This window comes from Catenibacterium sp. CAG:290, assembly GCF_000437715.1.
Taxonomy (GTDB): domain Bacteria; phylum Bacillota_I; class Bacilli_A; order Erysipelotrichales; family Coprobacillaceae; genus Catenibacterium; species Catenibacterium mitsuoka_A.
In genome coordinates, this window is the sequence record NZ_FR898860.1 from 46,928 (window position 1) to 61,641 (window position 14,714).

General features: G+C 32.2%; 12 protein-coding genes and 1 other annotated feature. Of the genes, 8 read left to right on the forward strand and 4 right to left on the reverse strand.

The genetic code is table 11. The features are described 5' to 3' along the window. The first annotated feature begins 14 nt into the window (after positions 1 to 14). From QVO42_RS08875 to lysS, 4 genes are all read left to right on the forward strand, one after another. Positions 15 to 659, forward strand: coding sequence for an RDD family protein (locus QVO42_RS08875; RefSeq protein WP_022425762.1), 645 nt, complete (start codon positions 15 to 17; stop codon positions 657 to 659). 31 nt (positions 660 to 690) lie between these two features. Next, on the forward strand, positions 691 to 1,419 hold the full coding sequence (locus tag QVO42_RS08880) for a MurR/RpiR family transcriptional regulator (RefSeq protein WP_022425763.1): 729 nt from the start codon (positions 691 to 693) through the stop codon (positions 1,417 to 1,419). A gap of 66 nt (positions 1,420 to 1,485) precedes the next feature. Beyond that, a complete protein-coding gene (locus tag QVO42_RS08885; protein ID WP_022425764.1) occupies positions 1,486 to 2,337 on the forward strand; it encodes a YitT family protein in 852 nt (283 codons plus the stop codon). A 70-nt stretch (positions 2,338 to 2,407) separates the two neighbouring features. Beyond that, positions 2,408 to 2,617 (forward strand) — a binding site (T-box leader). Positions 2,618 to 2,655: 38 nt separating this feature from the next. Beyond that, on the forward strand, positions 2,656 to 4,140 hold the full coding sequence (gene lysS, locus QVO42_RS08890) for a lysine--tRNA ligase (protein WP_022425765.1): 1,485 nt from the start codon (positions 2,656 to 2,658) through the stop codon (positions 4,138 to 4,140). A 171-nt stretch (positions 4,141 to 4,311) separates the two neighbouring features. On the opposite strand, the gene QVO42_RS08895 is transcribed toward lysS, so the two are convergent. From QVO42_RS08895 to QVO42_RS08910, 4 genes are all read right to left on the reverse strand, one after another. Continuing rightward, positions 4,312 to 4,452 carry a hypothetical protein gene (locus tag QVO42_RS08895; protein ID WP_288164239.1) on the reverse strand — a complete coding sequence of 47 codons (141 nt, stop codon included), beginning with the start codon at positions 4,450 to 4,452 and terminating at the stop codon, positions 4,312 to 4,314. A gap of 120 nt (positions 4,453 to 4,572) precedes the next feature. After that, on the reverse strand, positions 4,573 to 4,899 hold the full coding sequence (locus tag QVO42_RS08900) for a type II toxin-antitoxin system RelE/ParE family toxin (RefSeq protein ID WP_022425766.1): 327 nt from the start codon (positions 4,897 to 4,899) through the stop codon (positions 4,573 to 4,575). Then, positions 4,896 to 5,201, reverse strand: a complete 306-nt coding sequence (locus QVO42_RS08905) for a type II toxin-antitoxin system RelB/DinJ family antitoxin (RefSeq protein ID WP_022425767.1) — start codon at positions 5,199 to 5,201, stop codon at positions 4,896 to 4,898. Before QVO42_RS08905 ends, QVO42_RS08900 begins: the two co-directional genes overlap by 4 nt. 144 nt (positions 5,202 to 5,345) lie before the next feature. After that, positions 5,346 to 6,482, reverse strand: a complete 1,137-nt coding sequence (locus QVO42_RS08910) for a DUF4825 domain-containing protein (RefSeq protein WP_022425768.1) — start codon at positions 6,480 to 6,482, stop codon at positions 5,346 to 5,348. A 192-nt stretch (positions 6,483 to 6,674) separates the two neighbouring features. On the opposite strand from QVO42_RS08910, the gene rsmH reads away from it, so the two are divergent. From rsmH to QVO42_RS08930, 4 genes are all read left to right on the forward strand, one after another. After that, complete coding sequence (gene rsmH, locus QVO42_RS08915; protein ID WP_022425769.1) at positions 6,675 to 7,721, forward strand: 16S rRNA (cytosine(1402)-N(4))-methyltransferase RsmH; 1,047 nt, start codon at positions 6,675 to 6,677, stop codon at positions 7,719 to 7,721. A 926-nt stretch (positions 7,722 to 8,647) separates the two neighbouring features. Next, a complete protein-coding gene (locus QVO42_RS08920; protein ID WP_022425770.1) occupies positions 8,648 to 9,904 on the forward strand; it encodes an L-cysteine desulfidase family protein in 1,257 nt (418 codons plus the stop codon). A gap of 251 nt (positions 9,905 to 10,155) precedes the next feature. Then, a complete protein-coding gene (locus QVO42_RS08925; RefSeq protein ID WP_022425771.1) occupies positions 10,156 to 11,364 on the forward strand; it encodes a hypothetical protein in 1,209 nt (402 codons plus the stop codon). A gap of 74 nt (positions 11,365 to 11,438) precedes the next feature. Then, positions 11,439 to 14,660 carry a protein kinase domain-containing protein gene (locus tag QVO42_RS08930; protein ID WP_022425772.1) on the forward strand — a complete coding sequence of 1,074 codons (3,222 nt, stop codon included), beginning with the start codon at positions 11,439 to 11,441 and terminating at the stop codon, positions 14,658 to 14,660. Positions 14,661 to 14,714: the final 54 nt, after the last annotated feature.

A 14,714-nucleotide genomic window follows, 5' to 3' on the forward strand; every position in this document is an offset into this window, starting at 1 on the left:
AGGAAGATGATAAGATGTGGAATAAATTAAGAAATGAACCTGTGAATAAAACAGGTTATATCAAAGGTATAATCGCTTATGGTATTGATTGGTATTTAGGAAGTGTCTTATCATCACTTCCTCTTATTCTGTTATATATGTCTCTTCATAAGGATGCTGTCTATATTCCTCAGCAGTTATCTATATTTAAGGGATATTATCAAGTGATTGCGGGTGTTCTTTCACTTTCAGTTGCATTTGTGTACTATGTAGTATTACCTATAATCTGGAAAGGACAGACTGTAGGTAAAAAACTATTAGGATTGAAGATTGTGAATGACAACTATCAAGAAGTGAATGTGAAACAACTGATCATCAGACAGGTTATTATGATCTTCTTAGTAGAAGGAAGTATTTATACATGTAGTAATATGCTTCATCAGTTAGTCAATGTATTAACTGGATACAATATTGCCTCTATCTGGAATAAAGTAGGACTCGTTATTACTATATTATCTGGAATACTAGTAATTGTCTTAAAGTCTAAGAAATCATTACATGATATTGTCTCACATACACTTGTTGTAGACATTAAGTCAGAAGACTACAAGAATATGTTGTTGAGTATTGAAAAGAAAAATAAGAAACAGAATAAGAAAATGAAAAAGAGATTTGCATAAAGTATGATAAAATACCTTTTGGAGGTATTTTATGGTTACGGTAGATCAAATGAATCAATTAAGTGATTTGGAATTAGATATTTACAACTACATCATTTCTCATCGTCATGAAGTGATTCATATGAAACTTAAAGATTTGTCTACAGATCTTCATGTATCTTCTTCTATGATTACAAGAGTAGCTAAGAAACTTGGTTATGAAGGATTCTTAGAATGGAAAGCAGAAATGAAACTGGATCAGGAAGATAAACCTATACAAAATAAACGTGCTTTAAATTATATTCTCGATTATTTTAATCGTGTAGACAATAAAGAGTTTGATGATCTTATTCATCAAGCTGCTGAAATAATTGTGAACAGTCATGAGGTGATCTGTTCTGGCATTGGTCTAAGTGATGCGATTGCGAAGTTTGCGTCTTCTTTATTTAATCGTAAGGGAAAACGTACAATGTATAGTGGAGACTTCAGTAGCCGTTTTAGGGGGATGTATGATCAAAATGACTGTGCTCTTTTCTTCACAGTTTCAGGAGAAACAAGAGAAATCATTGATCGTATCAAAGACTTAAAAAAATATGATATCAAAATCATTGTAGTCACAAATAATGCTTCTTCCTCAGCTGCGAAGATGTCTGATTTAGCTCTTACGTACTATATGCCAACTACCAAAAATAGTGACTTTTATAGTTCAGCAACACAGGTGCCTGTTCTCTATATCATTGAGTCTATTGCGAATCTATTTATAGAATATGGAATTTACTAAGAATGCTTGAAAGGCATTCTTTTATTTGTTTAAATGTTCTATGATATGAGAAGAAAGAGGGACGCTATGAGGGAAAATCTAGAAAAGTATGGCGAAGTCATTGCCGGAAGTATTTTATTATCTTTAGGAATCTGGTTGTTTGTAACACCTAATGGCTTAAACTTTGGAGGTGTAATTGGTACATCACAGATTATCGAAGTTTTTATAAGAAAACTTCTACCAATTCCTAAATCAATGAACATTGTAGGGATCATCAACTTCATGATTAATATTCCATTATTTATTATGGGATATAGAATCTTGAACAGAGAATTCTGTATTAAAACAGGTATGAGTGTTGTTGTACAGACTATTACATTATCTTTCTTACCTAACTTAACACATCCAATCATGCCCGATATGTTATCTAACTGTATCTTTGGGGCTATTATGTGTGGCGTTGGTGTAGGACTTGCCCTTAAAGGTAGTGGTAGTGCAGGTGGTATTGATATTGCGGGTGTATGCTTATCTAAGACTAAACCAGGATTCTCAGTAGGGAAGTTATCAATAAGTTTGAATGCAGTTATTTTAACTTGCTGTGCATTTATCTTTGATTTACAGACTACACTGTATTCTATTATTTTTGTATTGTATTTTATTAGTGACCATATCCACTATCAGAACATCAATGTGATCGCATTAATCTTCACTAAAGAAAAAGATATGAAGAATGTGATTATGGAAAAGACTGGTAGAGGTGTAACTTACTGGATGGGTAAGGGTGCTTATACAGAAAATGATCAATATATTCTCTATTGTGCAATCAATAAATATGAAGTGAAAACATTTAAGAAGATTGTACATGATATTGATCCACAGGCATTTGTGACTATTAGTGAGGATTCAGAAATCCTTGGTGGATTTGAAAAACGTCTATAGATAAATTAGATTGAATAAGGCTGACAAATTGACCTTGACAACATATTTATTTATTGTCTATAATACTTGAGTAAAAGCTATGAACAGAAGAGTAATATCAATGGAACGCAGAGAGAATTCCTGGCTGGTGTAAAGGAATGGGGAAGTTGATATGAATAAAGACTGGGAGCTGTATTTTGGATCTAACGTGATAAAATAACGTGTTGCCGCGTTAAGGCTTAATGAGGTCTACTTATGTAGATGAATAAGGGTGGTACCACGGTTAACTCTCGTCCCTAGCGGATGAGAGTTTTTATATTCTAAAGAAGGAGAACACACATGGAAGAAAGAAAGTTTACTGATCAGGAATTAGTAAGAAGACAGAAGTTACAGGAACTTAAAGATCTTGGAATTGATCCATTTGGACAGAGATTTGATGTGACTGCTTATACTTCAGACATTAGAAAGAACTATAGCGGTAAGACTGCAGAAGAATTAGAAGAAAGCAAACCAGCTGTAAGTATTGCAGGTCGTATTGTTGCAAAGAGAAGAAAAGGTAAAGTATGCTTTATGAACCTTCTTGATAGAGATGGAAAAATCCAGTTATATATCAAGAAAGATACTGTTGGTGAAGATGTTTATGAATTAGTTAAGAAGAGCGATTTAGGTGACATTATCGGTATTGATGGTGAAGTATTCATGACTCATACTGGTGAATTAACTGTAAGAGTAGAAAAGTATACACACCTTACTAAGGCTTTAAGACCTTTACCAGAAAAGTTCCATGGTTTAACAGATACTGAAGAACGTTTCAGAAGAAGATATGTTGATTTAATCATGAATGATGAAGCACGTAAAGTAGCCTTCATGAGACCTAAGATTGTTCGTTCAATCCAGCATTATTTAGATGACAAAGGTTATACTGAAGTAGAAACACCAATCATGAACTCTATTCTTGGTGGTGCTGCAGCTAAGCCTTTCATCACTCATTTCAATGCATTAGATAAAGATTTCTACTTAAGAATCGCAACAGAATTAAACCTTAAGAGATTAATCGTTGGTGGTATGGATGCCGTTTATGAAATCGGTCGTTTATTCAGAAATGAAGGTATGGACAGAACTCATAACCCAGAATTCACTACTATCGAAGTATATAAAGCATTCTCTGACCTTGAAGGTATGATGGACTTAACAGAAGGTATCATTGCGAATGCCGCAATGACTGTCAATGGTACTTATGATGTAGAATACAAAGGTCATTCTATTTCATTAGCACCTGGATTCAAGAGAATCTCTATGGTTGAAGCAATTAAAGAAAAGACTGGTGTTGACTTTGGTGAACAGAAGACTTTTGAAGAAGCTAATAAACTTGCTGAAGAACATGGTATTGAAGTAGAACCACACTTTGCATATGGTCATATTGTCAATGCATTCTTTGAAAAGTATGTAGAAGAAACAATTGTGGAACCAACATTCGTATATGGTCATCCAATTGAAATCTCTCCACTCGCAAAGAAGAACTTACAGGATCCTCGTTTCACTCAGAGATTCGAATTATTCATCTGTGGTAACGAATATGCAAATGCATTCACAGAATTAAATGATCCAGATGATCAGTATGAAAGATTCGCAAATCAGTTAAAAGAAAAAGAATTAGGTAACGATGAAGCCAACGAAATGGATATGGACTATGTAGAAGCCCTTGAATACGGTCTTCCACCAACTGGTGGTATGGGTATGGGTATTGATAGATTAGTTATGTTATTAACTGGTCAGGAAACTATCCGTGAAGTTATCTTATTCCCACATATGAAGAATAAATAAGTACTATTAAAGGTATATGGATAAATTGAGCCATATACTTTTTTTGTTCTTAACAGTTCTTTTGAAAATGTGATGGAATGAAAATTAGAAATATGAAGGAATAAAAGTGAAAATATGAAGGAATGAAAACCGGAAATGTGATGGAATGAAAAAAAGAGGGCTTAACCCCTCTTATAAAACCTTCTTCACAAATATCTTATTGAATATACTTCTTGTAAATTCATCATCATTCATCTTATTCTCTAAGTACTGATCAAAGTTCTTCTTATTCTCTTTTACTTGTTCAAAATGTGGATAATTCTCTTTAATCATCTTTCTAGTAGTAGTGTATGTACTTCCACTAAAGTTATACTGAATAGATTGTACATTGTCAATTAAAGAGAAGATAGAAACTGAATTTCTAGATTATAATGAAAATTGGTTAGTTTAGATTTAATTACCTATTTTACTTAAATGCTCATCAATGTTACGACCACTATACATGACAGTAACAATACGCACGATTTTCTCTTTTACAAAAGGAATATATAGAATAACGAAGTTATCTACAGGAAGAACTCTTATGCCTCTACTGTGCCATGGTTCATCCTCATAACGGCGGTATCGTTGAGGTAGTTCATCAAGAGATAAAATAGCATCCCATAAACGTTTGATTTGCTTTATTGCATTTTCTGGTGAATTTAAATCAACAGAGATATACAAATAGATACTTCTTAAATCCTTGTCAGCTTGTTCAGTTAATTCTACATTGAATTTCATAAGTTAAAATCTTTTCGCATTTCATCAAATGCTTGCTTTGCAGGTTTTGTTTTTCCTTCTAAAATATCTGTATATCCTTTTTCTATTTTAGCATTTAATTCTTCTTTACTGAGTGCACCCATGCAGACGGGTTTTTCGTACGGTAATCGTACTTCAAAGGGAAGTCCTTTTTTTAGGACGATTTGTTTAAAAAACATATCAATTGCATTTGAAGTAGTTATGCCAAGTGTAGATAATATTGTTTCTGCCTGTTCCTTTAATACGGGGTCAATTCTTGCATAAACGCTAGCTGATTTTGCCATAACAATGCCTCCTTTTGTTGTAATCGTCTTTCTTTCCTATTTTGATTTTACAATGATGTATTGATATTCGCAATACATTTTATCGGAGAGTTGGCAATTTCCTTAATGTTTAATATTTCATTTAAAAAGAGGGTTCAAACCCTCTTATAAACCCTTCTTCACAAATATCTTATTGAATATACTTCTTGTAAATTCATCATCATTCATCTTATTCTCTAAATATTTATTGAAGTTCTTCTCATTCTCTTTTACTTGTTCAAAATGTGGATAATTCTCTTTAATCATCTTTCTAGTAGTAGTGTATGTACTTCCACTAAAGTTATACTGAATAGATTGTACATTGTCAATTAAAGAGAAGATAGACACAGAATTATAGATTAGGCTCTTATTGATATAAAGATCCTCATTCTGATACCAGTCTGTTGCATTGTAGTTCACAGTGAGTCCTTGATTTTTAGAATCAATTTGAAAAACATAACCGTATTCATGTAAAGGCAGACTATTTAATAAATTTCCTACATTGGAATTATTACCAATATAAGGATTCTTATACTTCTTAATATTGTGTATGCCACTCAACGGTCTGTTAAATACAGTTGTAGGAACAGTATCTTCTGTATATTTCTTTGCGCTATCTACAATATAATACTCATTAGGTGTGTTTTTATTTATTCTATAAACATTATAGAATGGGTTGTAGTAGGTTGTCACATTAGAAGTCTTAATCATATAAACATAGATAGGGGGTCTATGAGAAGTTATAACACCTACATAATCCATCAACATAAATCCACATAATATTGCAACAAATACACCACTACTTATTAATAATCTATTTCTCTTCAACTCTTTTGATAACCCATAAACAAATACTATAATACCTACAATAGAGTAAATACAGCACCAGCTGCTTTCCTTATCTAATATCGCAAATGCAGCAAAACATAGAAATGCGCCAAAAATCATAATACCAATAGAAATCTTTCTTTTCTCTTGTACAAGCATATTCTTACTATAATTAATTGTATTCTTTAAGCTCTTTTCTGTTGTTTCCATGATTTTATCCTCCGTTATATATTTTCCATTGAGCAGTTCATTTAAAGAAATGTCCAAAGTTTCACTTAAGGGAATCAGTAAAGACAAATCAGGCATATAGTTCCCATTTTCCCATCTAGAGATAGTCTTATTAGTTACTCCTAATAGTTCTCCTAACTGTTCTTGAGTGAGACCTTTTCTTTTTCTATTCTCAGAAATGAACTTTCCTATTTTTTTTGTATCCATAACGTTTCTCCTTTCATGAAAACTATAAAATAAAGCATGAAACAACAACACCCCACAAATAGCGAATACACTACTTTTATTATATATATTATGAGGGGAAGAGGGAACAATCCAGTATATACAGAGTTTTATCTGACTTGTTTATTGTCTCTATTTTCGTTAATATAGTAGATGATGAAATGAGGTATAAAAATGACTGAACAGGTACATAAAAGAAGAAAAAGATATAAGGGGACACACCCTAAAAACTTCTCAGAGAAGTATAAAGAACTTAATCCAGAATTATATCCTGAAACAATAGAAAAAGTTATTTCTAAGGGTAGTACACCAGCAGGTATGCATATTTCTATCATGGTAGATGAAATACTAGAATTCTTAGATATTCAGCCAGGACAGATTGGTTTAGATTGTACTCTAGGATATGGAGGACATTCTTCTAAAATGATGGAAAAATTAGAGGGGCAGGGACACCTTTATGGATTAGACATCGATACTATCGAAATAGAAAAAACAACAGAGAGACTAAGAAATAAAGGTTATGGAGAAGACATCTTTACTCCTATTTTGACTAACTTTAGAAACATTGATCAAGTAAGTGAGAAATATGGACCATTTGATTTTGTCTTAGCTGATTTAGGCGTATCTTCTATGCAGATTGATAATCCAGAAAGAGGATTTTCATATAAGAAAGATGGTCCATTAGACCTAAGACTTAATCCTAAAGCAGGTAGACCTGCTTATGAAATCTTAAAAGACTTATCAAGAGAAGAACTAGAACATATTCTTACAGAAAACTCAGATGAACCATATGCTGATATACTAGCTAAGAATATCTATTCATTCATACGTTCTGGTATGGAAGTAGAAACAACTCAGCAACTCTATAAGATCATTGATAAAACACTTAACTTTATTACTGATAAAAATAGAAAAGATATTGTGAATAAGACAGCTGCAAGAGTATTCCAGGCATTAAGAATAGAAGTGAATCAGGAGTTTGAAGTATTATATGATTTTGTAGAAAAGCTACCTCTTATTTTAAAACCAGGAGGAAAGGCTGCAATTCTTACATTCCATTCTGGAGAAGATAGAATTGTGAAGAAGTCTTTTAAAGAATTAAAGAATCTTGGCATTTATGAAGATGTATGTAGAAATGTGATTAGACCTTCTAAAGAAGAATGTCATCGTAATTCACGTGCAAAGTCTACTAAGATGAGATGGGCTATTAAAGCAAAATAGAATACTTGAATATTAGGTATACAAGTGTTATACTTTATTTGCAAATCAGAAAACAATTGCATCAAAACGAAAAGGTAAGGATGGTCAGATCCTTACCTTTTCTAACTATTAGAGTGGTTTAACACTAGGCTAGTTATCGTTTTATTCTTTTGTCTAACCATTTGCATATGTAATAAACTAATACACCTGCCACGACAGACACTATTAAATCAGAAAACAATTAACATCACCCCCTTTCAAGGAGGACGATAACAAAGATATTATATCAAATTGCGTTGTTGAAGGGCAGAATATCATCGTAATTCACGTGCCAAGTCTATTAAGATGAGATTGGCTATTAAAGTAAAATAGAATACTTGAATATTAGGTATACAAGTGTTATACTTTATTTGCAAATCAGAAAACAATTGCATCAAAACGAAAAGGTAAGGATGGTCAGATCCTTACCTTTTCTAACTATTAGAGTGGTTTAACACTAGGCTAGTTATCGTTTTATTCTTTTGTCTAACCATTTGCATATGTAATAAACTAATACACCTGCCACGACAGACACTATTAAATCAGAAAACAATTAACATCACCCCCTTTCAAGGAGGACGATAACAAAGATATTATATCAAATTGCGTTGTTGAAGGGCAGAATATCATCGTAATTCACGTGCCAAGTCTATTAAGATGAGATTGGCTATTAAAGTAAAATAGAATACTTGAATATTAGGTATACAAGTGTTATATTTTATTTGCAAATTTGAGAACAATTGCATCAAAACGAAAAGGTAAGGATTGTCGGATCCTTACCTTTTCTAACTTTTAGAGTGGTTTGACACTAGGCTAGTTATCGCTTAAATCTTTTGTGCAAGAATGCAACCCACAGCAGTCTTTTTAATTTTTGATAAACCTTGTATACTGTAAACAAGGAGAATCATATGAGAAAAGAAGAACTAATAGATTTATTGAAGAAGGATGTAGTCCCTGCATTAGGATGTACAGAACCAGTTTGTGTCGCATTATGTGCAGCTTATGCATCTAAACAGCTAAAAAATCTAATAACTAAAATAGAGTTAGATGTTAATAAAGGTATATATAAGAATGGGATGTCTGCAGGTATACCACATTGTGAGCATGTAGGTTTAGAGTATGCCGTTTCTATTGGCGCATTATTAAAGAACCCAGAAAAACAGTTGACTCTATTTGAAGATATAGAACCAGATACAATCACTTATGCTGAATTATTAGTGCCCCATGTTTCTATCACAATTAATGATTCAGCATCTATTCATGTAAAATGTACTCTTTATACATCTAGTGAGACAGTGACATGTATGATCAAAGAGGCACATACAAATATAGTTTATCTAGAAAAGAATGGAATTGTATTAGAAGAGAAAACAACTCAAGAAACAAACAATACACCCACTGTGATTGATAAACTCAAAGAAATGAAAATATCAGACATACGTTCTTTGGTAGACTCAATGACAGTGAATGAACTTCATTTCTTATTAGATGGTATAGAAATGAATAACCGATTATCACAATATAAAGGAACAACACATTTGAGTGATTCATTCAATCATTCATTATTCTCTGAAGACTTGTTAACTAGAATAATAAGGAAAGTTACTGCAGCTGCTGAAAATAGACTAGATGGCTGTCCACTTCCTGCCATGAGTAGTTCAGGTGCAGGTACAAAAGGACTCGTTGTTTCTATACCAGTGAATGAAGTGGCAGAAGAACTCCATGTATCACTAGAAAAGAAACTCAAAGCACTTGCGCTTACACATCTGGTAAATAGATATATTAATGTACATATAGGTAAATTATCGCCTATGTGTACATGTGTCATGGCGTCTTCTACATCTGCTTCTGTAGGTATCGCTTATCTCTTAGATGCAACAAATGATCAGATAGGGTACTGTATACGTAATATGACAGGGACTGTTACAGGAATGATTTGTGATGGTGGAAAAGTAGGATGTGCATTCAAGGTATCTACAGGTTCTACGGCTGCACTTATGTGTGCAATGACTGCAGTCAATAATGCAGTATTAAGAGAAAGTGATGGAATTTGTGCAGCAACACATGAACAATGTATTCAAAATATGGCACGTATTGGGCAAAATGGAATGATTAAAGTAGATGAAGAAATCATCTCAATTATGAAAAGTAAAGAGTGTCAATAGTAAGAAGGTGGTCCAAGGATCATCTTCTTTTTGCATTTATAAACATTGTGAATATATATGTTAAATCAAGGTGAGATATTATTCCGAAAAAATGAAAATAATTCATATTTTCGGAATAAGAAGGTATAAAATACATGGATGAATTGTTCTGGAACCTTGATATAAATTATGGTTTTTTGTGCTTTGTTGTAATGTACATATATACGTTATACAATTATTTATAAGATTACTTATGAAGGGAAAAAGAGACTATGACTCAATATACAGAATTACTTGATAAAAAAGCTGAAGAACTACTATTAGATGATGATAATTATGAAGAAAGATTACTTGAAGTTGCTACACTGTTTCGTGGATTTGATAAAGCATTTACATCATTTATTAAAGAACATGGATATACAGGTGATTTATCTGATACACCTGCAAAGGTAGAGTTTTTACGTGATAAGTTCAAAGCAGTGCATATAAAACTACCTCGTGATTTGTTTGTACCCAATAGGAAGATTTCTCGTGAAACTGCTTTTCAGATCTGTTTTGCGTTAGGTTTAGATGTTGATGAAACAAAAGACTTTTTTAGATGTGTTCAGTTTGAACGTGGGTTTGATTGTCATACTATAAATGAAGCAGTTTATTATTTCTGTATGAGAAAAGGTCTTTCATATGATGAAGCACAAGAGATGATTCATAGTATTCCTATACCTAAAAAGATGAAAAAACTTCCAGATTGTGATGTTCTTTACACAGGTGCTATTATTGAAAACCTCAACAACATTGAGGATAAAGAAAAATTGATACACTATATCACAGAGAATATAGATGAATTTCGTTATAATAATGTCTCTGCTCTAAAATATATTAGAGATCTTTGGAATGATATTTCTAAAGAAAATGGACTTGCAGTACAGGAAGGTACAGTAATTGATAGTCATAATAGCTTTAAAAATAAGCAGAACCAAGAAGATGACTATGTAATTGCGCATCCTAATGCATCTACTTGGACTATCTTTTCTCAAATAATGGGGCTCAGAAATTATCAAGAAAGTGAGTTTTCGATTAAATATGATCGTTCATTGACTTCTGTATTATCTGATAATAGACTCATGCCATTAAAGGCTGAATACTGTTTTCCAAACAGACAAAACATTGATAAGTTACTTCGCAAAGAACTAGTTGGCAAGGGTGAAATAATTAGAAAGATGCTTATTTTTCTTGTTTTCTATACTTATTGGGCAAAACGTATTATTAGAAAAAAACGAGATTCCAATATAGTAGAAGACAATGATTTTGAAAGATGTCTAGATATGATCAATGCACGACTACTCGGTGCAGGTTATCCAGAATTATATATTGGTAATCCTTATGATTGGCTCTTTATGTGGGCATTAAAAGACTATGATAATCCTTTATTTGCGTTTAGATATTATATGGGAGAAGTATTTGCGGAAGCTGCTGAGAATTAATGGTGTAATAATAAAACCTAATCTAATAAACCTTGAATTATAATCTATTCATAATAATAAAAGGTGGTGAACTTATGGATCACAGAATTGCATTGAAACCAAATACTCCGCTTTGTTTATCTAATGATAGTGGTGAAATGATTCATTGTATTATAGAAAATGAAATTGGGCGTGGAGGATCCTGCATTGTATATGAAGCAGTTCGTATCACTGATACAGGTGATCAGACATTATATAGAATAAAGGAGTTCTACCCTTACAAACTTCATATTTCTCGTAATAATAATGAACTAGTTCCATCAGTACATGATATGGATTCTTTTCAAAAAGAACAGAAACAATTCCGTTGTGATTTTTCACATACAAATAAGTTATTCTATTCAGGTGATAATTATTCATCCATGACAAATCAATTGGATGTATTTAATCAAAATGGTACATCTTATATCTTATCTGCCTATTCGTCTAAGAATACATTAGCTGTTTATAAACCAGTGAATTTAAAAGAATGTATTACACTCATTAAACAGGTTGTTTATGTTTTAGGTAATATTCACAAGATGGGATATCTATATTTAGATATCAAGCCTGATAATGTTTTGATTGTTGATGGATATCAAAAGCAGGTTCAACTATTTGACTTTAATTCGCTTTTTGAATGGAAAAAAGTAAATCAACTAAGTGATATCAGACTATCTTATACTAAAGGTTTTGCACCTATTGAGTTACAGACATCAAAAATAAAACGATTGGGACCACATACAGACGTTTATAGTGTAGGTGCATTATTGTTTTATCTTTTGTTTGGTCATATACCTACTGTACCTGATTGTGAAATAGATGCTGTATATGATTTCTCAAAAATACAATATGACTATCATCAATGTGATGATCGATTATTGAGTTCTTTATGTCATTTCTTTCATAATACATTAGCTGTTTATTATGCTGATAGATATCAAAATATGGAGGAAGTATTAGATCAATTATCAATAATTGAGAAGTATGCTGACCTTTTAATACCACGTATTTATTCTACTCATATTATAAAGCCACAAATCTTTTATGGACGTGAACAGGAGTTTAAAGAATTAGATAGTCTTCTATTAAATCCAAATTATAATTGTTTATTTCTATCAGGTATGGGTGGTATTGGTAAGAGTACCTTTATTAAAGAATATCTCACACGTTATCGTGAGAGGTTTGATACAGTTCTGTATGTCTATTATAAGGACAGTATTGAAGCAACTATATCCAATGACATGAATATTGAAATAAACACATTAAGACAAGATGAAGAAAATAAAACGAACATCAGATACTTTGATAAAAAAGTTCAAAAGATACGTGAACTTGTAAGAGGTACTTCTGCTGTTTTAGTCATTGATAATTTTACAGGTGAGATGGATGATGATTTAATTGCACTTCTTTCTACAGGATTAAGAATTATTCTCTTAACGCGTAAGTTACCTTCTTATTCAAATTGTCTAAAAATGGAACTTTCTGCGATAACAGAGTGGAATGCTTTAATACATATATTTGAAGCCCATCTTGGACGTTCTATTGAAGTATATGAGCTAGATGACTTTAAACGTATACTCAATAGTATTGAGAATCATACGCTTATTTTAGAATTAATTGCGAAACAGATTGCGAATAGTCATATAACTATTTCTAGTGCAGCAGCTCTTACAATTGAGAATGGTTTTTCTACAATTGCGCCTGAGAAGGTGGATTACGAAAGAGATAGTAAACAAATAAGTGATACGATTGGACATATTATAGATGCATTATTTGTCACAAATATGCTTTCTTCACAAAAGAAGGTCTTACTGAAGGTACTCTCTTTGGTTGGCGATGAAGGAATAGAGATAAATACATTCCAGAGAATAATGCAGCTTGAGTCTAAAGATGATTTAAATGAGTTAATTAAAGATGGTTGGATTACTATTTCTAGGGATATGGTTTCAATGAACAATGTGATTCAAGAAGCTGTGCATCGCTGGGAATGGACAAATGATTCTATTTATGCTGTTAGACAGTTCTTAACATATTTCTATATAGAAATTCATTTAGAATCCACAAAGAATAATTATCCTAAGAAACTTAGATCAGAATCATTAAAAGGTAAATGGATAATCAATAAACTATATAAGTGGCAAAAAGGTCTTATTGGGAAGGCAAACCAAGAAAGATATGCACGAATTAAAGATGAATCTCCTGCAGACATTGAAAAACTAACAAAATTACTCTATTTAGCTGAAGGCATTATTAAACAATGTCAAAGAGAAAAAGTGTTTTGTGATACAGATCTATTCACAAACCTGCAGGTTGTAGTCTTACTCAATATGCCTCGTTATAGAGATGACTTTGAATCAAGCAGAATTCTTTCAGATTATATTAAGTATATTGAGCAAGATGAAGACTCTATGCATAAAATGAAACTAGATGCGGTTGTGATTATGCAGATTTATGAATTGATTTTCTCAATTTATGCCAATCACGAAGATCTAGAAGGTATGCAGGATATACTAGTACGCGCTAAAAAAGCATCAAGCTATTTCCATAGGAAAGAAACTTATGCAATTTATTATAATATGCTTTCTGAGTATTATGATATTCTTCTTGATGGCTTTTATGATACAGACAATCAAGATGAAGAACGAGTACTCAATAAGATGCTTGACGCTATTGAAAAAACATTATTCTATTCTAAACAAAATATTTCTTATGATATCAATCATTTGCATGTAAAAAATATTTTGGCTAAAGCCACAATTTTGATGCGAAGTAATCGAGGTACGATAAGAAAAATCGATAAGCTGATTACTAACGCAAAGAGAATAATCATAGAGAATACAACGGAATATGCGGATGTTCGATTGCAGTATTATTTAGTATGTGCCTGGTATTATGCCTTGGTACAAGATGACAAAGATATGGCTGAAGTATTTATCAAGGATGCACTAGAGTTATCCAATGTTATAATTCCAACTGATTTACAGAAAATTGATGATGTGATTATTCCTTGCGCCAATATTTACTTTGAATTGTATTGTTATAATCAGGCTATGACTTTGTTGTATAAAGGCACACGCCTTTGTTTTAAGCATATCAATACTGACTCCTATGCGTTTATCAGACAGCAGCTCTATAATCATTTCTTTCAGGTTGGCATAGAAGCACAACAATTAGAATGGTGTCGAAAGATGATCAAACTTATAGAAATAGAGAATAAAGAAATTGTGGATGAGAAAAATAGAGTGATTATTCCAGAAGAGGTACGAAGTTTATAGTGTAAGTATCCAAGTCTGAACTATTAGGTAATTTAAAATAACTAGGGGTTTCCT

Coding starts and splice junctions, on each gene's coding strand:
- QVO42_RS08875 (WP_022425762.1), top strand. CDS start 15: ATGTGGAATAAATTAAGAAATGAACCTGTGAATAAAACAGGTTATATC.
- QVO42_RS08880 (WP_022425763.1), top strand. CDS start 691: ATGGTTACGGTAGATCAAATGAATCAATTAAGTGATTTGGAATTAGAT.
- QVO42_RS08885 (WP_022425764.1), top strand. CDS start 1,486: ATGAGGGAAAATCTAGAAAAGTATGGCGAAGTCATTGCCGGAAGTATT.
- lysS (WP_022425765.1), top strand. CDS start 2,656: ATGGAAGAAAGAAAGTTTACTGATCAGGAATTAGTAAGAAGACAGAAG.
- QVO42_RS08895 (WP_288164239.1), bottom strand. CDS start 4,452: ATGATTAAAGAGAATTATCCACATTTTGAACAAGTAAAAGAGAATAAG.
- QVO42_RS08900 (WP_022425766.1), bottom strand. CDS start 4,899: ATGAAATTCAATGTAGAATTAACTGAACAAGCTGACAAGGATTTAAGA.
- QVO42_RS08905 (WP_022425767.1), bottom strand. CDS start 5,201: ATGGCAAAATCAGCTAGCGTTTATGCAAGAATTGACCCCGTATTAAAG.
- QVO42_RS08910 (WP_022425768.1), bottom strand. CDS start 6,482: ATGGATACAAAAAAAATAGGAAAGTTCATTTCTGAGAATAGAAAAAGA.
- rsmH (WP_022425769.1), top strand. CDS start 6,675: ATGACTGAACAGGTACATAAAAGAAGAAAAAGATATAAGGGGACACAC.
- QVO42_RS08920 (WP_022425770.1), top strand. CDS start 8,648: ATGAGAAAAGAAGAACTAATAGATTTATTGAAGAAGGATGTAGTCCCT.
- QVO42_RS08925 (WP_022425771.1), top strand. CDS start 10,156: ATGACTCAATATACAGAATTACTTGATAAAAAAGCTGAAGAACTACTA.
- QVO42_RS08930 (WP_022425772.1), top strand. CDS start 11,439: ATGGATCACAGAATTGCATTGAAACCAAATACTCCGCTTTGTTTATCT.